This is a genomic window from Agaribacterium haliotis, from assembly GCF_002312815.1.
Taxonomy (GTDB): Bacteria; Pseudomonadota; Gammaproteobacteria; order Pseudomonadales; family Cellvibrionaceae; genus Agaribacterium; species Agaribacterium haliotis.
The window spans coordinates 109,577-128,511 of the sequence record NZ_NKQJ01000009.1; the positions used below are offsets into that span (position 1 = coordinate 109,577).

The following is an 18,935-nucleotide window of genomic DNA, read 5'->3' on the forward strand; positions in this document are numbered from 1 at the left end:
TTGCGAGGTCAAGGCACTCACGTATCTTATTCTGAAGTAAGTTGGGCCAGTCTCAAAAAACTTCTTCCATATCTGTGGCGTTACAAGCAGCGCCTGGTTTTATCTATCGTACTTCTAATTGCCGCCAAGGTCGCAAGCATAGGCCTGCCTTTTGTACTTAAACACATCGTCGACAACTTAGACCAAGTAGAACACCAGCTTGTTGCCGTGCCGTTGGTACTACTGCTTGCCTATGGCGCGGTTCGCCTTGCGAATGTGTTGTTATCAGAGCTTCGCGATACGGTGTTCGGGCGGGTGACAGAACACGCAATGCACGATATTGCACTTAAGGTGTTTAAGCATCTACACAACCTCGATCTGAGCTTCCACTTAGATAGAAAAACTGGAGGCCTTGGCCGCGATATCGAGCGCGGAACAACGGGTATCAGCTTTTTGCTGCGTTTTATGGTTTTTAACATCGTGCCAACCTTACTAGAGATTGTGCTGGTCATCGCCATTCTTTCACGTAAGTACAGCTGGTGGTTTGGTTTTATTGTCTTTTTGGCAATTTTTTTCTATGTGCTTTGGTCTGTTTGGGCCACGGAGCGACGTACACGTTTTGTCAGGCAGATGAACAAGGCCGATTCCGACACCAATAGCCGCGCAGTGGATTCCCTATTAAATTTTGAAACCGTTAAATACTTCAGCAATGAAAACTATGAGGCCAAACTCTACGATGAAAATCTAAGTGAGTGGGAAGCTGCTAGGCGCAAAAACCGCCTGAGCATATTTGCATTAAATGGCGGCCAGGCAAGTATTATCTCTTTGTTTATGACCGCGGCGATGATTCTCGCTGCCTACAAAGTCAGCGATGGCTCTATGACCATCGGCGATTTTGTTCTTATCAATGCTTTTATGATGCAGATATTTATGCCGCTGAATTTTCTCGGTTTTGTCTATAGAGAAATGAAAGGGTCGATGGCAAATATTGAAAAGATGTTTAAGTTGCTCGATGTAAAAACCAGTATTAAAGAGCAAGATAACGCTAAACCGCTCGCGCTTACTAATGGCACTATCGAATTTAACAACATCAGCTTCCGCTACCACAGCCAACGCCCCATATTTGAAAACCTAAGCTTTAACATAACAGGAAAGAGTAAGGTGGCTATTGTCGGTAGCAGCGGTAGTGGTAAATCGACAATTAGTAAACTTCTGTTTCGTTTTTACGATTGCGAAAGTGGTCAAGTGCTTATCGACGGGCAAGATATCCGTCAAGTCAGCCTCGATAGCTTACGGCAAAAGATGGCTTTTGTGCCGCAAGATACGGTTTTGTTTAACAGCACCATCTACGAAAATATTCGCTATGGAAAAGTCGACGCCAGCGAACAGGAAATAAACAAAGCTATCGAGCTCGCTCATCTGGGTAGTTTTATTAAGAGCCTACCCGAAGGGCTGGATACCGTAGTCGGTGAGCGCGGCCTAAAATTAAGCGGCGGCGAAAAACAGCGAGTCGCTATTGCACGCTGTATATTAAAAAATCCCAAGATACTGATTTTTGATGAGGCTACGTCGTCGCTCGATAGCGAAAGTGAACGCGAGATTTTAAAAGCGGTCGACGAGATCAGCCAGAATAAGACTTGTGTTGTCATTGCTCACCGACTGTCGACCATCGCCAACGCCGATCATATTTACGTATTGGAAAAAGGCAAACTTGTTGAGCAGGGAAAACATCAGGCGCTGCTGTCGCAAAAAGGTCGCTACGCAGAGCTCTGGCGGTTGCAGGAAGCCGAGCAGCATTCAATCGGCGAGCGCGCCGGAGAATAACTGCAAGTAGCGGTGTGCTTCTTCTCGTATTTTTTCGATAAAACCCGCCTGCCTATTGGCAAAACCTAAGCGCCGATAAGCGGGCAGGCTATCTATTTTTTCAACTGGCGTACTGCGGTAAGCCGTCATACGCACAAGCACAAGTGCAACACTGATAACGTCAGCTAAAGTCGCCTTTTCTGTATCGCGCTTTAAGTCACCGCCATGCTCTACTACATCAATAATTACATCTGGAAACTGCCAGTGACGCAGTAAGTCGCAGCCCATCTTCTTCTTAACATTATTTGCAGATAAGACCTGGTCGCTAACGCGGTTTAGTACACTTGGATATTGATCGAGATAATCAATGCTAACCAAGGTGCCAATTTCATACATGAGCCCCGCTAACAAACACTGGCCTTGATTAAAGCTCGGTTTGGCACTTTTTCCAATCACTGCAGCAAATGTTGCCAGCTTCATTGAGCTGTGCCAGAGCTTGCTCATGGCCTGTTGAAGATTTCCTCGCTCGGAGTGGAAAACTTCTTTCATCACCATAATTGTTACCAGCTGCACGGTAAGATCGAGCCCCAGGCGCACAACGGCAGCACGGACTGTATCGACTTTGGCTAAGCTGCCAAAAAATGCGGAGTTGGCATCGCGAATTAGTTTGGCACTAATTGCAGCATCAAGCTGAACAGCGCTGATGACTTCATCGAGGCTCACCCCGGGACGCTGGATGACGTCAAATATCATTGAGCTGACATTGTCAAAATTAGTAATGTTCAAGCGGTTTTCGACAATGGCTTTACTGGCATCCTGTAAGAACTTCTTTAGCGCATCCATATGGTTTTCTGGCGCATAATCTTCTTCTGCAAACGGCGCAAACGTTGAAAACTTATCGCCGCTTACCGGTATGGTTTTTCTAAGTTCGTGTAGTAACTTGATATCAATCTTGATTAGCTGCGCATTTTTAGAACTGACAACAGCGCTAAATTTTCTTGGGCGCAGCAGCGCAAGGGGGAAGTGCGCTGCTGAATCGCCGGCGACAACAGTTTTTTTTCTACCGTCTTGCGCGACAAGCTCTATCTCACCATCGTATAAAAAATGTTCGGTATTATCCTGATCACCAACCGCAAAAAGGCGCGTGCCTTTTTTTTCCATATCCATATTGATATAGGTCGCGGCGATCAACTTGCCTTGCTCGTCGAGATCGCAGAAGGGTTCAAAACAGTCCAGTGTTTCGAGCTTGACGCTCATAAGGCCTCCTAAAGTCCCAGCTTATTAGTTGTACTTTAGAGAGTATAGGAGTGAATAAAGATAAGGCTTGCTACTATGTTAGGCGATAAGAACCTTCAGCAAGCGTATTCAGTAAAGATATTAAACAGACCAGGGGCACATTGAGCGCCCCATAAGTACCTGCAATTAGTTCGCTTGATATTGCAGGTGGGCGAGGATGCCATCTAACTCATCGAGATTATTGTATTTCAGCACAAGCTTGCCGCTGCCTTTTTTACTGTGCTGCACTTCAACAGGTACACCAATCTGTTCACCAAGCTTTTCTTGAAGATTGGCGATATCGCGATTTTCCTCCTCAACAATCACTTTCTCGACATCGTCACTTTGCAGTGCTTTTTTGGACAGCGCTTCAGCCTGGCGCACGCTCAAGCCTTTGGCAACTATCGCTCGGGCTACTTGGCGCTGGCTATCGGGCTCAAGGCTCAGCAAACAGCGCGCGTGGCCCATCTCCAGGTCACCGTGTTCAAGCATGGTTTTTACTTCGTCACTGAGGTTGAGCAGACGTAAGGTATTCGTGACTGCTGTGCGGCTTTTGCCAACGGCCTCGGCAACTTCTTTTTGTGTTAATTCAAACTCGTCCTGCAGGCGTTTTAATGCAAATGCCTCTTCCATCGGGTTTAGGTCTTCGCGCTGAATGTTCTCGATCAGCGCCATCGCAATAGCTGTTTCGTCGGGAACTTCGCGTATAACCGTCGGGATCTGATCGAGGCCCGCTAGTTGAGACGCGCGCCAGCGCCGCTCACCGGCAATGATTTCGTAACGGTTTTCAGCGATAGGGCGCACAACAATAGGCTGCATAACCCCCTGGGCTTTAATCGACTCGGCTAACTCTTCTAGGGCCAGCTGATCCATATCGCGACGCGGCTGGTACTTTCCTCGCTGCAGCCATTCAACCGGGAGCTTTTTTAAGGTGCCGTCAGCACTTGCTGTTTCTGCTGCATCTTTTGGGGCGGATGTTTTTTTTGTCGCGCTGTCGACGCCCGCTGATAACAGCGCATCCAAACCCTTGCCCAATCCCCGTTTTTTAACCATAAAGTCCTCTTAATCTCGAAGCGAGTGATGCCCGCTTTAATTCAGCACTTCCGCTGCTTCGGGCACCAGCTCTTCTTCGCGGCGATTCATCTCGCCAGCTAGCGCTAAGTAAGCTAGTGCTCCCTTACTTTGCTTATCATAGGCGATAACAGGCAAGCCGTAACTAGGCGCTTCAGCTAAGCGCACATTTCTGGGTATGCAAGTGCGATACACCTTGTCGTCAAAATATTCTTTCAACTGCGCACTGACATCGTTAGTCAGGCTGTTGCGCGGATCGTACATCGTACGCAAAATTCCCTCGATGCTCAGCTCGGGGTTAAGCACACTTTGAATCGAGGTGATGGTATTGAGCAGGGCGCTTAAACCTTCGAGTGCGTAGTACTCACACTGCATAGGAATAAGTACACCATCGGCGGCGCTCAGTGCGTTTACCGTCAGCATATTCAGTGACGGTGGACAATCAATCAGCACGTAGTCGTAATTATCGCGAACTTTATCAAGCGCGCTGGCCAGGCGTTTTTCTTTGTTGTCTTTACTAAGCAGTTCAACTTCTGCAGCGGTCAGATCACCGTTTGCAGGTAAAACGTCGTAGCCACATTCACCACTTGCAACAGCAACCGCATCGATCGGAGCATCTTCGGCCAGCACATCGTAAACACTCAGATCCACATCGTTTTTATTCACGCCACTGCCCATCGTTGCGTTGCCCTGAGGATCGAGATCGATCAGCAGAACCTGGCGTTTAGTTGCCGCTAACGATGCGGCAAGATTGACACAAGTGGTCGTTTTACCGACTCCGCCCTTTTGATTGGCAACGGCAATAATCTTGGACATGTATTTCCCCTGGCTCTGCGGCCAATAATTCTGTCTGGAGCTAAAAAGCCCCAGAGGCGCTTAGTCGCGTAGCTTGAGTATTAACAGGCAGCGCTCGCCTTCAACACCGGGCGCGACAAGCTCGTGATGCTCGCTGACGATATAGCAAGTTTCCATCTCGCTCAACTCTGCGTCGGGGTACTGGCCTTTCATCGCCCAAAATTCGCCTCCAGGTTTAAGTAAGTGCTTACACCAGGAGCTGAAGTTAGCGACAGACGTAAAAGCGCGGCTGATGACCAAGTCGTAGCCGGGGTCCGGCTGGTGCTGCTCAACCCGGCAGTTGTGCAGCTCTACATTGTCGAGGCTTAAACTCTGTTTAACCTGAAACAAGAAGCGCATCTTTTTACCCGCCGAGTCGAGCAAACTAAAGTGCCGCTCGGGAAAGCAAATAGCCAAGACGATGCCAGGCAAACCACCGCCAGTGCCAACATCAATATTGCGCTGGCCACCTTTTAGTTTAAAGAGCTTAACCACACTGAGACTGTCAACAATGTGTTTGTAGAATATGCCCTCACCATCGCGAATAGCGCTGAGGTTGTAGCTGGCGTTCCACTTCAAAAACAGCGCCCAGTAGTCGTGAAGCTGTTGGGCTTGTTCGGGCTTTAAATCAAGCTCGAGCTCGGCGCACACCTGTTCGAGGCGGGAAAAAAATTGTTGTTTGTCCACCTTAAGCGCTCTGAGACTTTTTCAGCGCAGCGCGCTTTTTTAGATAAATTAACAGCAGTGAAATCGCCGCCGGCGTCACACCGGGAATGCGGCTGGCGCGGGCAATGCTCTCTGGCTTAGCAGCGCCTAACTTTTCCTGCAACTCATTGCTCAAACCCTCAACTGAGCTGTAGTCAAAGTCTTCGGGAATCAAAGTGTTTTGCTGAGCGCGAAGCTTGTCTATTTCACCTTGCTGCCTGTCGATATAACCGCTGTACTTGGCGGTAATTTCTACCTGCTCAGCTACCGCTTCATCACTGACACCAGTGCCTTTTAGATCTTTGAGATCCTGGTAGCAAAGCTCGGGGCGTTTGAGCAAATCCATTAGCGAATACTCGCGGTTGATTTTGCTCGTCAGCTTGTTTTCCAATTGAGCAGCTTCAACGGAGCCGGCTTGAATCCAGGTATCTCTTAAACGCTGATTTTCCAGTTCGACCGCTTCTTTCTTGGTACAGAAACTGGCCCAGCGCTTATCGTCGACGAGGCCGAGCTCACGACCTTTAGCCGTCAGCCGCACATCGGCGTTGTCCTGCCTAAGCAGCAAACGATATTCCGCACGACTGGTGAACATTCTATACGGCTCATTGGTGCCCATGCTAATCAAATCATCAACCAGTACACCGACATAGGCCTCGTCGCGCTCAGGGCACCAAGCTTCTTTTTCCTGCGCGCGCAAACCCGCGTTCAGCCCGGCAAGCAGGCCCTGCGCAGCGGCCTCTTCGTAACCCGTTGTGCCGTTTATCTGGCCAGCAAAAAATAAACCTTGCAAGCTCTTCGTCTCAAGGCTTGCTTTTAAGCCTCGCGGATCAAAGAAGTCGTATTCGATCGCATAACCCGGGCGCGTGATATGGGCCTGCTCAAAACCTTTAATAGAGCGAACAAAGTTCATCTGCACATCAAAAGGCAGGGATGTTGAAATACCGTTGGGGTAGAGCTCGTTGGTGTTCAAACCTTCGGGTTCAATAAAGATTTGATGACTGTCTTTATCGGCAAAACGATTAATTTTGTCTTCTATCGACGGGCAGTAGCGGGGGCCCACGCCTTCAATCACCCCGGTAAACATCGGGGAGCGCTCAAAGCCCTGGCGAATATAGTCGTGAGTTTTTGTATTGGTATGGGTGATCCAGCAGCAGGTTTGCTGTGGGTGGTCATCCTGCGAGCCCATATAACTCATTACAGGGGTAGGGCTGTCTCCCCACTGCTCTTCGAGTTCACTGAAATCGACACTGCGCGCATCAATGCGCGGCGGTGTTCCGGTCTTTAACCGGCGCACATCTAAAGGCTGCTCTCTTAACCGTGATGCAAGCGCAATCGACGGTGGATCTCCAGCGCGACCGCCGCTGTAGTTTTCCAGACCTATATGAATGCGCCCGCCGAGAAAGGTGCCCGCCGTTAATACGACACTTTGCGCCCGGAACTTGAGCCCCATTTGGGTGACGACACCGCAGACTGTTTCGCCGTCGACAATTAAGTCGTCTGCTGCTTGTTGAAAGATATCCAGGTTTTGCTGGTTTTCTAAACTTGCGCGAATTGCGGCTTTATACAGCGCTCTATCCGCCTGTGCACGTGTTGCTCGCACTGCAGGGCCTTTGCGACTGTTAAGTATGCGCCACTGTATCCCGGCTTTATCGGTCGCTAGAGCCATTGCTCCACCGAGAGCGTCAACCTCCATGACTAGATGGCTTTTACCAATACCACCTATAGCAGGGTTGCAACTCATCTGTCCCAGGGTATCGATATTGTGAGTCAACAATAAGGTGCGACAGCCCATACGAGCAGCAGCAAGGCTGGCTTCTGTTCCGGCGTGACCACCACCAATGACTATAACGTCGTAGCTCTCAGGATAATTCATAGCGAGAAGGGTGCTGATTAAGGGCGGTGCATTATAGAGAAGTTGTACAAAAAAAGAACTATAAACAGCTATTAATAAATTAAGTATATAAATATATATGTATGTATATATGTAAGTAGTTTTATTGTTGTTGTTGTTATATAGGGGGATAAGTTCTGTGTATAACCCTGTTTTTTCTATTTAAATCATAGCCTTGCAGCGATAATAACTCATGTACGTTTTAGGTATGGAGCTGATAATTGCTGTTTGTAGGCTCTGTATGAAATAGGCACTTATCCTCAGTGGCGCGTATTTCTTTTTTATCCACATTTTTGGACACAGCTTGATAGCCCACTTATCTCCTTGGTTTTACTAACTTTTTTTGTTGCTACATAAGTACGCGGAATAAGCTTATTCAGAAGCTGTTGAAGTGCTGCTAGTTGGCTGTGGATAATTCTGAAGTTGTTGGTAAGTGGGTGCTCTAAGTAGCTTATATGTTGTGATTAAACTGTTATTTTGATCAGATAAATTTGTCGCCAGCTGTTTTGCCGCAGGGCTGTAGAGTGAGCCCGCAGCTGTTAGTTCAAAACTGAGGCGAGTGTTGCAAGTAGCTCGGACGAGGGGAGGGCGCAAGCGGCAGTGCTCTTGCGAGCTACTTGCCGATACAGAACGAAGAGAAAATTTGCCCGAGTAGGGTATCGGGGCTGACTCGCCCAGTTATTTCACCCAGGGCTTCTTGGGCTTGGCGCAAGTCTTCCGCGAGCAGCTCGCCCGCGCAAAAGTGTTCGAGCTGAAGTAAACCGTGCTGGCAGAGCTCTTGGGCGCGCTTGAGAGCATCCAGATGACGGCGACGCGCACTGAAGCCACCTTCGGCGAGTGTGCTCAGCCCCATAGTATCGAGCAAGTGTTGGCGCAGTTGTTCGAGCCCTGTGCCATCTTTGGCACTTAGTTGAAAGCTTGGAATCTGGTCGCTGCTAGATGGCGTTTCGCGACACAAATCTATTTTGTTAAATACCAGGCTGAGCTTGTGTTTTAACTGTTCGCGCTCAAAAAATTCCGGCCAATCTGCGTGAAGCTGGCGATCGGACCAAGCGCTAGCATCGACCAGTAATAAAATACGGTCAGCACTCTCTATTGCCGCCCATGCCCGTTCGATGCCGATGCGCTCAACCTCATTGTCGGTATCGCGAATGCCGGCGGTGTCGGTTAAGTGAAGCGGCATGCCGTTGATATGAATGTGCTCGGTCAGCGTATCTCGGGTCGTGCCCTCTATATCGGTAACAATGGCGACTTCTTTTTCGGCGAGAGCATTTAACAGGGTGCTTTTACCGGCATTGGGTTTTCCCGCGAGTACGACTTTCATGCCTTCGCGCAAGGTTGAGCCCTGTTGTGCTTTATTGAGTACCTCTGCAAAGTGAGCGAGTACCTTGTTGAGTTTGCTTTCAACAACGCCGTCGCTGAGAAAGTCAATTTCTTCCTCGGGGAAATCGATGGCGGATTCGACATACATGCGCAGGTGAGTTAGCTCGTCGACAAGCTTGTCTATCTGCTCGGCAAAGGCGCCGCGCAAACTGTTCACCGCTTGTTTGGCGGCTTCGCGCGAGCTGGCGTCAATCAGATCGGCAATCGCTTCTGCCTGAGTTAAGTCGAGCTTATCGTTTAAAAAGGCGCGCTCGGAGAACTCACCCGGGCGCGCGGGGCGAGCACCGAGTTCAATACAGCGCTCGACAATCATATCGAGTAGAACGGGGCCGCCGTGACCTTGAAACTCAAATACATCTTCGCCGGTAAAGGAGTTTGGCGCGCTGAAGATCAGGGCCAAGCCCTGATCGATACATTGCTGATCGGCGTTTAGAAAGTCGCAGTGGCTGGCGTGGCGCGGCTGCAGTTGTTTGGCCGTGCACGCGGCGGCGATTTCTTGTGCTTTGGGGCCCGAAACACGAACGATGCCGACGCCACCGCGACCGGGTGCGGTGGCTATGGCGACAATCGTATCGGCGCTAGCCATTATTTAGAATCGCCGCGCTCAATTTGACGGGTGATAACATACTGCTGAGCGATGCTCAGGGTATTGTTGACAACCCAGTAAAGCACGAGCCCGGCTGGGAACATCAGGAATAAACCCGTAAAGATAACGGGCAACCACTGCATAATTTTGGCCTGCATTGGGTCTGGCGGTGTCGGGTTCAGCTTCTGCTGAATCCACATAGTAAAGCCCATAATCAATGGCAGGATAAAGAACGGATCTTTGACACTGAGGTCGGTGATCCACAGTGCAAAAGGAGCGTGGCGCAGTTCAACGCTTTCCATCAGCATCCAGTACAAAGAGATAAATACCGGCATTTGTAGCAATATCGGCAAACAGCCGCCGAGCGGGTTTACCTTTTCTTTGCGGTAGATCTTCATCAGTTCGGCAGACATTTTCTGTCTGTCGTCACCGTAGCGCTCTTTGAGTTCGGCCATCATCGGCTGCAACTTGCGCATCTTGGCCATCGAGCGATAACTGATGGCCGAAGGGTAAAAGAACACCACTTTGATTCCGAGCGTCAGCAAAATAATGGCGACGCCCCAGTTGCCGACAAAACCATAGATCCAATCCAGCGCAAAAAATAGTGGCTTAGCGATAAACCACAAGAAGCCGTAGTCGATGGTTAAATCCAGGTGGGGGCTAATTGCTTCAAGTGTGCGCAAGTTTTTGGGGCCCGCGTAAAACTCGCTTTTGATTTCGCCGCTCTGTCCTGGCTCTATGCTGACCAGCGAACCGACGTATTCAAAAATAAAGAGCTTGCTGTTGCTTTGCTTGCGCAAGCTATAGGTGTTTTCAGTTTCCTGATTGGGGACCCAGGCACTGATAAAGTAGTGCTGAACCATGGCCAACCAACCGCCGTCTATGCTTTCTTTTTCGGGCTCATCGGCGATGTCGCTAAAGCTGAACTTTGCGTAATTCTTATCTGCGGTGGTAATGGCGGGGCCGAGAAAGGGGCTGACGCCGATGCCAACATCGGCCGGCACATCGTAGTCGGTGCGGCGGATTTGCCCATAGGGCGCCGCGCGCCAAAGTTGCTCAGTGTTATTTTTGACTAGGTAGTCGAGTTCGATTAAGTATGAACCGCGGTTAAAGCTGAAGCGCTTAGTCAGTTCGACACCGTCTTTTACAAAACTTAAGTCGACGTTGAGTGTGTCTTGACCCTCAGCCATCTTAAATTCAGATTTTTCGCTCTTGTAAATCGGGCGATCATAGGCGCTGCGATCGGTACCGTTGGGGCCAACCAAACCACTTTGTGCAACGTAGATATCGTTTGCGCCCCTGTTTAGGAGTACGAAGTTTTCATCGGAATCAAGGCTGACCTTGAATTGCGGCAGGCCGACATAGACGATATCGCCGCCGAGCGTGTCAATTTTTACTTCAAGCTCTGGCGTGCTGATGTGAATAAGTTGAGCTTGAGTTGCATCCTGCTGTGTTACTTTTTGCTCTGCTGTTTGCACAACGGGAAGGTCATTGCTTTGATCGACCTCAGCCGCAGGCACTGTGGGGGGGCTAGCTAGAGCTGGAGCACTGCTGACAGTTTCAACATCTTGTTGAGGTTTGTGCTTTTCGCTGAAGTCGTTCCACTGCATAAACAATAAGTACGAAACAACAGCAATGGCGGCCATCAGTGCGTAGCGAAGGCGGTTCATTTCAGTTTGACCTTAGTAGTTTTAATTTTTTCCGTTCCCGGCACGGGGTCGTCTCCGCCCTCGTGCCAAGGGTGACATTTGCGAATTCTGTTTAAGCTCAACAAACTGCCGCGAAGAAGACCGTGCTTGAGCAATGCTTCATAGGCGTAAGTCGAACAGCTGGGATTAAAGCGGCAGTGAGGGCCGAGCATGGGGCTGATAAACAACTGGTAAATACGTATCAGCAAACAGGGCAAAGCAACAAGCATGCGCTGCATGATCGTTTTTACTGTTGAGCTTGGGCTTGTTGCAGCAGTTTGTGCTGCTTTTTGCTTACTCGCTTCCATAGACCGTTGAGGATAGTGGTCACTTCGCTGTTTTCAAGCGTGTCGGCGCTGCTGCGCGCGAGCACTATAACATCTATTGGCGGAAGTTTCTCCGCTCTCAAGCGGAAGCTTTCGCGGATTAAACGCTTGATACGAGTGCGGCGAACGGCGAGCTTAATTTGTTTTTTGGCGATAACTAAGCCCAGGCGTGCATGAGCAAGCTTATTGGGTTTTGCCAATATAAGAAGAGAGGGGTGGGAGACGCGAATCGGGGCCTGGTCAAAAACATATTGAAACTGGCTTTTAGTCAGCAGGCGTTGTTCTTTGCCAAAAGACTGTTTACCGGTTTCTGACGAGACGCTCACCCCGAGTTCACAATGCTTAAGTAAAAGGCTGGGCCTTTATTAAGCAGAAAGAACCTTGCGGCCTTTAGCGCGACGACGAGCCAGAACTTTACGACCGTTCTTAGTCGCCATACGAGCACGGAAACCGTGAGTGCGCTTACGTTTCAGGTTGCTGGGTTGGAATGTACGTTTCATATCAATCTTCTTTTGAAGTTGGACCTGGGTCTCATGGCCCGGCAGTTGGCCTGGCCTCGTAAAAGGACGCGCGATTCTATGCGATGCTCGGTTAAATTGCAATCAACTTTATTAAACAAATCTAAGCGTCAGCACTAGGGGGGTAAGTGTGTGGAAAAATGCGCTCTGCAAGGCTTTTTGAACAGCTAATAAACATATTAACTACTTTTTATTCACTGGTTTATCCACAGATTTGTTTTGATTTAATAGGTCAAGATAATATTTATTTTTATATAACTTGTTGTTTTTTAAATTAAAAAATTTTTTTTAGCTTTTGTTGAGCGAAGATGAAAAAACGTGTGGATAAAAATAGAGGGCTCACGTAGAATGTCCGGCCGTTTGGCAATTATCAGCTAAAGCCTTAGCTTAGTTATCCACACATCTGCTCCATTCAAAGTCTGCACTTCGTCTACGTGTGACAGGGAAACTGCCAAATCTATTGTTGGAGATAAGCTTTGTTAGAACAAATTTGGCAAGCCTGCGTCGATCAATTGCGTTCAGAGCTCCCAGAGCAGCAATTTAATACCTGGATCAGGCCTTTGAATGCTCAACAGTTGGATGAGCATACCTTAGAGCTACTTGCACCTAACCGTTTTGTCCTGGATTGGGTCAATGATAAATATCGCGCTCGTATTGAAGATCTGAGCCGTCAGTTCAGCCCAGAGCACCCGATCAAAGTCGAATTAGGTAGCGCGAGCGTGCAGCGCACGGTGCCGAGTGCCGTCAGCCGCCCTGTTGTTGAAAATACAAACATTGCTGCGTCTTCGTTTAATGGCGCTAGAGATGAGCAGCCGCTCTCGGTACCCGGTGGACCAGGCGCTTACGCGTCTGTTGCTGCGCACGATACAAACACCGCATTTAATAAGCCCGCCACTGAGCTGTTTTCAGCTCAGCCCAGGCAAGAGTTTAGCAACACCGCTTTGGTCGAGCCTGTCGCAGTTGCGCCAGCTCCTCCGCCGGTACTCGATCAACCTCAAGTACAAACAGAGCTTGGGCTCGATCAGCAAGATCTCGATGCCGGCACTCGAGTTAGTCGAACTGACCTGGAAGGCGGTATAGCTCATAAAAGTAATCTTAATAACGATTTTATTTTTGATAACTTTGTAACCGGTAAATCAAACCAACTTGCGTTAGCTGCAGCCTCTCAAGTTGCCGAAAACCCCGGTGGTGCTTATAACCCCCTGTTTATTTACGGTGGAGTAGGGCTCGGTAAAACGCACTTGATGCACGCGGTCGGTAATGCATTAAAAGCCAGAAGTCAGGATGCAAAGGTGTTTTACCTACATTCTGAGCGTTTTGTTGCCGACATGGTTAAGGCTCTGCAACTGAATGCCATTAACGACTTTAAGCGTTTTTATCGTTCGGTAGATGCTTTATTGATTGATGATATTCAGTTTTTTGCTGGGAAAGAGCGCAGCCAGGAAGAATTTTTCCATACATTTAACGCTTTGTTAGAAGGGGGCCAACAGATTATCGTTACTTGCGATAAGTACCCCAAAGAAATAGCTGGTCTTGAAGAGCGTTTAAAAAGCCGCTTCGGCTGGGGTTTAACCGTAGCAATTGAGCCCCCTGAGCTGGAAACCCGAGTGGCGATATTAATGCGTAAAGCTCAGCAAGCAAAAATGGATCTTCCGAATGATGCAGCATTTTTTATTGCTCAGAGAATACGTTCAAATGTTCGTGAGCTTGAGGGGGCCTTAAAGCGAGTTATCGCCAACGCCCAATTTACTCAGCGGGAGATCAGCGTTGAATTAGTGCGAGAAGCACTTAAAGACCTGTTGGCTCTGCAAGATCGACTGGTGAGCATTGATAATATCCAGCGTGTTGTTGCCGAGTACTATAAAATCAAGATTTCAGATCTGCACAGTAAGCGGCGCAGTCGTTCGGTTGCCAGGCCTCGTCAGGTCGCTATGTATTTAGCTAAAGAACTGACTAATCACAGTCTTCCTGAAATTGGTGAAACCTTTGGCGGTAGAGATCATACAACTGTGCTGCATGCGTGCAGAAAAGTAAAAGAGCTTATCGACAGCGATGCCGATATTCATGAAGACGTTAAAAATTTACTGCGAACCCTAACGACCTAAGGGACTTACAATGAAGTTTTCAGTACAAAGAGAAGCCATACTTAAACCCCTGCTTATGGTCGGAGGTGTGGTTGAACGGCGCCACACTCTGCCTGTTTTGGCGAATATTTTGGTAAGTGTGCAAGATGGTCAGTTGAGTATGACCGGTACCGACCTTGAAGTTGAGATTGTTGCACGCCTACAGCTCGAAGCAGACAGCAGCAATGGTGAAATCACCGTACCAGCAAAGAAATTTATCGACATATGCAGGGCCTTACCCGACGGCTCGCAAATTGATTTTGTACTCGACGAGCAAAAGGTTGTATTAAAGAGTGGCAAGAGCCGTTTTACTCTGAGCACTTTGGCTGCGAGTGAATTCCCTGCAGTGGAAGAGGGTACGCAGGAGCATAGTTTTAGCTGTTCCCAGGCGAGCATTAAGGCTTTGATCGACAAAACTGGCTTTGCGATGGCTCAGCAGGACGTACGCTACTACCTCAATGGTATGTTGTGGGAACTTGAGCAAAACAAGCTTCGTGTTGTTGCCACAGACGGCCACCGTTTGGCCTTAGCTTCGACGGAGCTGGAGCAGGCTGACTTTTCATCTTTAGTGCAGGCTATTTTGCCCCGCAAAGGTGTTATCGAGTTGAGCCGCCTTGTTGCCGATGGTGACGAGCAGGTTGAGATTATCTTAGGTAAAAATCACGTTCGTGCTAAAACAGCTGCATTTACCTTTACCTCTAAGCTTGTCGAAGGCAAGTTCCCTAACTATTCTCAGGTTATTCCCCGCGGTGGTGACAAGATTGTTATTGGCGACCGCATTGAGTTAAAGCAGGCTTTTAGCCGTACAGCGATTCTATCTAATGAGAAGTATCGCGGTGTGCGACTTCTGGTAGAAAACAACCAAATTACGCTAGTGGCAAACAACCCCGAACAAGAAGAAGCTGAAGACCACGTTGCAGTGGATTACGTGGGTGAAAACCTGGAAGTAGGTTTTAATATTAGTTATCTGCTTGATGTTGTTAACGTGCTTAGCTGTGAGAAAGCCAAGATCACTTTGAGTGATGCCAATAGTTCGGCACTTATTCAAGATGCTGAAGATGATCAGGCTTCTTATGTTGTTATGCCTATGCGCCTTTAACTCTTGTTAAAAAGCAAAAAAGCCCGCTTTATGCGGGCTTTTTTATATATAGCTGTTACCTGTGGCCAAACTTAAAACACTCAAGCTCGTTGACTTTCGCAACGTCCGTCATTGTGATCTCGTCTTACACCCGCAGTTTAATTTCTTTTATGGACTTAACGGTGCGGGTAAGACGTCATTGCTTGAGGCGGTGTTTTTGCTATGTAACAACCGTTCTTTCCGCTCTCACAAACTAAATTATACGATTCACAGCGAGGCTCACGAAAACCTAGTCTTTGCCCTGTTTGAAAGTTTCTCCGAGTCTCATATTAATCGTCTCGGCGTCAGTCGTCGCAAGCCATCTGCTTGTGAGCTTAAGTTGAATGGGCAGGCTGTTAAAAACTCATCTGTATTAGCTCGCTTACTGCCCAGCTTGGCGTTGCAGCCCTCTAGTTTTGATTTGCTGCTCGGGCCACCATCGCAAAGACGTAGTTTATTAGATTGGCTTGTGTTTCACGTGAAACCATCTTTTCATGAAGCCTGGAAAGCTTATCAACGTTGCTTAAAACAAAGGAATATGCTTCTTCGGCGTGATAAACTAAGGGATTCGGAGCTTGATCAGTGGGACCTGCTTCTAGTAGAGCAAGCGGTTTTATTGGAGGCATGTAGGGCAGAGGTCGCAACAGATTTTGCTAACAAACTCAGTTCGCTTTTAATTGACGGGGCGCCTGCTTTAGCTGATCTTAGTATGAGCTTTCGAAGTGGTTGGCCTGATTTTATCTGGGCTGATCAAGATCGGGGCGAAGTTCAGCACATGCTGCTTGAGTCGCTTAAACAGCAGCGTGATAGGGATAGGCGCCAGGGCTTTACAGCTTCTGGAAGCCACAAGTTTGATCTTAAGTTCAAGCTTGGTAAACAGGCAGCAGCAGAGTTACTCAGTCGAGGCCAGGCCAAAACCCTAATTGTTTGTTTGTATTTAGCCTTAGGTCTTTGTTTTAAAGATGTGCATTCGTTCTCCCCTCTGTATTTGTTGGACGACTTAGCCTCGGAACTAGATGGCAAGCACTTGGATTTTTTGTTGGCTCATTTAGAGCAGCAAGCCGCACAGTGTTTTATTAGCACGGTGCATAAAGAGAGTTATGACTCTCTCAAGTTAATACCAGAATCTCGATGGTTTCACGTGAAACATGGAACGATAACTGCGGAAGAAAAATTTGATGAGTGAAGAAGAAATCGCAAACGACTACGACAGTTCCAGTATTAAAGTACTGAAAGGTTTGGACGCTGTTCGCAAACGTCCTGGGATGTACATAGGTGACACCGATGATGGAACCGGGCTTCACCATATGGTTTTTGAAATTGTCGATAACAGTATTGATGAGGCCTTGGCAGGGCACTGTTCTGAGATTCGCGTAACCATTCACCCGGATGAAAGTGTTAGTGTGAGTGATAACGGCCGCGGTATTCCTACTGAGATGCACGAAGAGGGTGTTAGCGCTGCTGAAGTTATTATGACAGTACTGCATGCTGGCGGTAAGTTTGACGACAATACCTACAAAGTCAGCGGCGGTTTGCACGGCGTTGGTGTGAGTGTGGTCAACGCGTTGAGTAGCAAGCTTAAGCTAACTATTCGTCGAGCTGGTTCTGTTCATCAGCAGGTCTATCACCACGGAGTACCTGAAGCGCCTCTTACCGTTATAGGTGAGACTGAAATAAGCGGTACCGAAGTTCACTTCGAGCCTTCTACTGAGACCTTTAGCAATATCAAGTTTCACTACGACATCCTGGCCAAACGCCTGCGTGAACTGAGTTTTTTGAACTCAGGTGTGCGTATTGTTTTGACAGATGAACGCAGTGGCAAACAAGAAGCGTTTGAGTATGAAGGCGGCTTACGCGCCTTTGTTGAGCACCTGAATAGCAATAAAACAGCGCTGAATGAAGTATTTCACTTCAGCGCTCAGCGGGAAGAAGATGGTGTGGGTGTCGAAGTAGCGCTGCAGTGGAATGACAGCTACCAAGAAAACATTTTTTGTTATACCAACAACATTCCTCAGCGTGATGGCGGGACTCACCTTGCTGGTTTCCGCGCTGCTTTAACTCGATGCCTAAACAGCTATATCGAAAAAGAGGGCATGGCAAAGAAAGAGAAGGTTGCAACAACCGGTGACGACGCTCGTGAAGGTTTAACGGCAATTATCTCCGTCAAAGTTCCCGACCCGAAATTTTCGTCTCAAACTAAAGACAAGCTGGTTAGTTCTGAAGTTAAAAGTGCTGTAGAGCAAGAAATGGGCGCCTCTCTAGGTGACTACCTGCTCGAAAGCCCGCAGGAAGCAAAAGCAATTGTCAGTAAGATGCTTGAAGCTGCAAAAGCTCGAGAGGCTGCCCGCAAAGCTCGAGAGATGACACGCCGCAAAGGGGCATTGGATATTGCCGGATTACCGGGCAAGCTCGCAGACTGTCAGGAAAAAGACCCTGCGCTTTCTGAAATCTACCTGGTGGAGGGTGACTCTGCGGGAGGCTCTGCAAAGCAGGGTAGGGACAGGCGTACGCAGGCGATTCTGCCGCTTAAAGGTAAGATTCTGAATGTCGAAAAAGCTCGCTTTGACAAAATGCTCAGCTCTGCAGAAGTAGGTACTTTGATTACCGCGCTCGGCTGTGGCATTGGTGCAGATGAATTTAACCCTGATAAGTTGCGCTACCACAGCATTATTATTATGACGGATGCTGATGTCGACGGAAGCCATATCCGCACCTTGTTATTAACCTTTTTCTTCCGTCAAATGCGTGAGTTAGTTGAGCGTGGCCATATTTATATTGCCCAGCCCCCTCTGTATAAGGTCAGCAAAGGTAAGCAAGAGCAGTACTTAAAAGACGATGACGCACTGCTGGATTTCCTAACCAATGCAGCGATAGAAAGCTCTACCTTGCACACAAGCGCTGATGCTCCAGCTTTACCTGGGGCTCAGTTTGAAGCGCTTGTGCGCGAGTACAGAGCGATTAACGGCATTGTTACTAAGCTAAGTGCTCTATATCCAGAGCTCGCGCTGCAACAGTTGTTGAGCCTTGGCAAAGTCGATGAAGTAGTTCTGAAAGATGCTCAGAAAGCGGCGGCTTGGGCGCAAGAGCTGCAAGAGCTGATTGATAAAAATAACTTGCGTATCAACAGCCACCGTTACAGCTTAGAGGCCGTAGAAAATAAAGAGACACAAAGCCTGGATATTGTGATTAACGAGGTGGCTCATGGTATCGAGAATCGCTACGTGCTCAACAAAGACTTCTTTGAAAGCTCGGACTATCAAAAAATCTGCGAACTCAGCGCAAAACTAGAAGGTTTGTTAGAGTCGGGTGCCCATGTGGCAAAAGGCGAGCGCAATCGCGAAGTCAGTGACTTTGGCGAGGCTCTGAACTGGATTATGCACGAGAGTCGCAAGGGTTATATGATCCAGCGCTACAAAGGCCTCGGGGAAATGAACCCCGAGCAATTGTGGGAGACCACGATGGACCCCGAAACCCGCCGTATGCTCAGGGTCGACATCGAAGATGCGATTGCTGCAGATCAGATCTTTTCAACGCTGATGGGAGATCAAGTAGATCCACGTCGCGAATTTATTGAAACAAACGCCCTGAATGTTGCTAATCTGGACGTATAGCGTATAAAAAGCCTTATAAGATTAA

General features: G+C 48.3%; 15 protein-coding genes. 5 read left to right on the forward strand and 10 right to left on the reverse strand.

The window, feature by feature from the left end:
• Positions 1–1,803, forward strand: coding sequence for an ABCB family ABC transporter ATP-binding protein/permease (locus CFK45_RS11810; RefSeq protein WP_096086646.1), 1,803 nt, complete (start codon positions 1–3; stop codon positions 1,801–1,803).
• Here the strand turns inward: CFK45_RS11810 and CFK45_RS11815 are convergent.
• The 10 genes from CFK45_RS11815 to rpmH form a co-directional block, all read right to left on the reverse strand.
• Complete coding sequence (locus CFK45_RS11815; protein ID WP_096086647.1) at positions 1,777–3,039, reverse strand: HDOD domain-containing protein; 1,263 nt, start codon at positions 3,037–3,039, stop codon at positions 1,777–1,779. The two genes, CFK45_RS11810 and CFK45_RS11815, sit on opposite strands and share 27 nt — an antisense overlap.
• Positions 3,040–3,204: 165 nt before the next feature.
• Positions 3,205–4,110 carry a ParB/RepB/Spo0J family partition protein gene (locus CFK45_RS11820; RefSeq protein WP_096086648.1) on the reverse strand — a complete coding sequence of 302 codons (906 nt, stop codon included), beginning with the start codon at positions 4,108–4,110 and terminating at the stop codon, positions 3,205–3,207.
• Positions 4,111–4,146: 36 nt separating this feature from the next.
• Positions 4,147–4,944 (reverse strand): ParA family protein, encoded by a 798-nt coding sequence (locus tag CFK45_RS11825; protein ID WP_096086649.1) that lies wholly within the window; start codon positions 4,942–4,944, stop codon positions 4,147–4,149.
• Positions 4,945–5,004: 60 nt separating this feature from the next.
• Positions 5,005–5,649, reverse strand: coding sequence for a 16S rRNA (guanine(527)-N(7))-methyltransferase RsmG (gene rsmG / locus CFK45_RS11830; protein ID WP_096086650.1), 645 nt, complete (start codon positions 5,647–5,649; stop codon positions 5,005–5,007).
• 1 nt (position 5,650) lies between these two features.
• Complete coding sequence (gene mnmG / locus CFK45_RS11835; protein WP_096086651.1) at positions 5,651–7,540, reverse strand: tRNA uridine-5-carboxymethylaminomethyl(34) synthesis enzyme MnmG; 1,890 nt, start codon at positions 7,538–7,540, stop codon at positions 5,651–5,653.
• A 631-nt stretch (positions 7,541–8,171) separates the two neighbouring features.
• Complete coding sequence (gene mnmE, locus CFK45_RS11840; RefSeq protein WP_096086652.1) at positions 8,172–9,527, reverse strand: tRNA uridine-5-carboxymethylaminomethyl(34) synthesis GTPase MnmE; 1,356 nt, start codon at positions 9,525–9,527, stop codon at positions 8,172–8,174.
• Positions 9,527–11,197: a membrane protein insertase YidC gene (gene yidC / locus CFK45_RS11845; RefSeq protein ID WP_096086653.1), complete on the reverse strand. Its 1,671-nt coding sequence runs from the start codon at positions 11,195–11,197 to the stop codon at positions 9,527–9,529. The genes mnmE and yidC overlap by 1 nt, the downstream gene beginning before the upstream one ends.
• On the reverse strand, positions 11,194–11,454 hold the full coding sequence (gene yidD / locus CFK45_RS11850) for a membrane protein insertion efficiency factor YidD (protein WP_239923661.1): 261 nt from the start codon (positions 11,452–11,454) through the stop codon (positions 11,194–11,196). Before yidD ends, yidC begins: the two co-directional genes overlap by 4 nt.
• Positions 11,455–11,462: 8 nt before the next feature.
• Positions 11,463–11,867 (reverse strand): ribonuclease P protein component, encoded by a 405-nt coding sequence (gene rnpA / locus CFK45_RS11855; RefSeq protein ID WP_096086655.1) that lies wholly within the window; start codon positions 11,865–11,867, stop codon positions 11,463–11,465.
• A 39-nt stretch (positions 11,868–11,906) separates the two neighbouring features.
• Positions 11,907–12,041, reverse strand: a complete 135-nt coding sequence (gene rpmH / locus CFK45_RS11860) for a 50S ribosomal protein L34 (protein ID WP_067157157.1) — start codon at positions 12,039–12,041, stop codon at positions 11,907–11,909.
• 494 nt (positions 12,042–12,535) lie between these two features.
• Here rpmH and dnaA point away from each other — a divergent pair, with 494 nt between their 5' ends.
• From dnaA to gyrB, 4 genes are all read left to right on the forward strand, one after another.
• Entirely contained in the window at positions 12,536–14,164 is a 1,629-nt protein-coding gene (gene dnaA / locus CFK45_RS11865) for a chromosomal replication initiator protein DnaA (RefSeq protein WP_096086656.1), read from the forward strand.
• 10 nt (positions 14,165–14,174) lie between these two features.
• A complete protein-coding gene (gene dnaN, locus CFK45_RS11870) occupies positions 14,175–15,281 on the forward strand; it encodes a DNA polymerase III subunit beta (RefSeq protein ID WP_096086657.1) in 1,107 nt (368 codons plus the stop codon).
• A gap of 61 nt (positions 15,282–15,342) precedes the next feature.
• Positions 15,343–16,485, forward strand: coding sequence for a DNA replication/repair protein RecF (recF, locus tag CFK45_RS11875; RefSeq protein WP_158224684.1), 1,143 nt, complete (start codon positions 15,343–15,345; stop codon positions 16,483–16,485).
• Entirely contained in the window at positions 16,478–18,910 is a 2,433-nt protein-coding gene (gene gyrB, locus CFK45_RS11880) for a DNA topoisomerase (ATP-hydrolyzing) subunit B (RefSeq protein ID WP_096086659.1), read from the forward strand. Before recF ends, gyrB begins: the two co-directional genes overlap by 8 nt.
• The last annotated feature ends 25 nt before the right edge of the window (positions 18,911–18,935 follow it).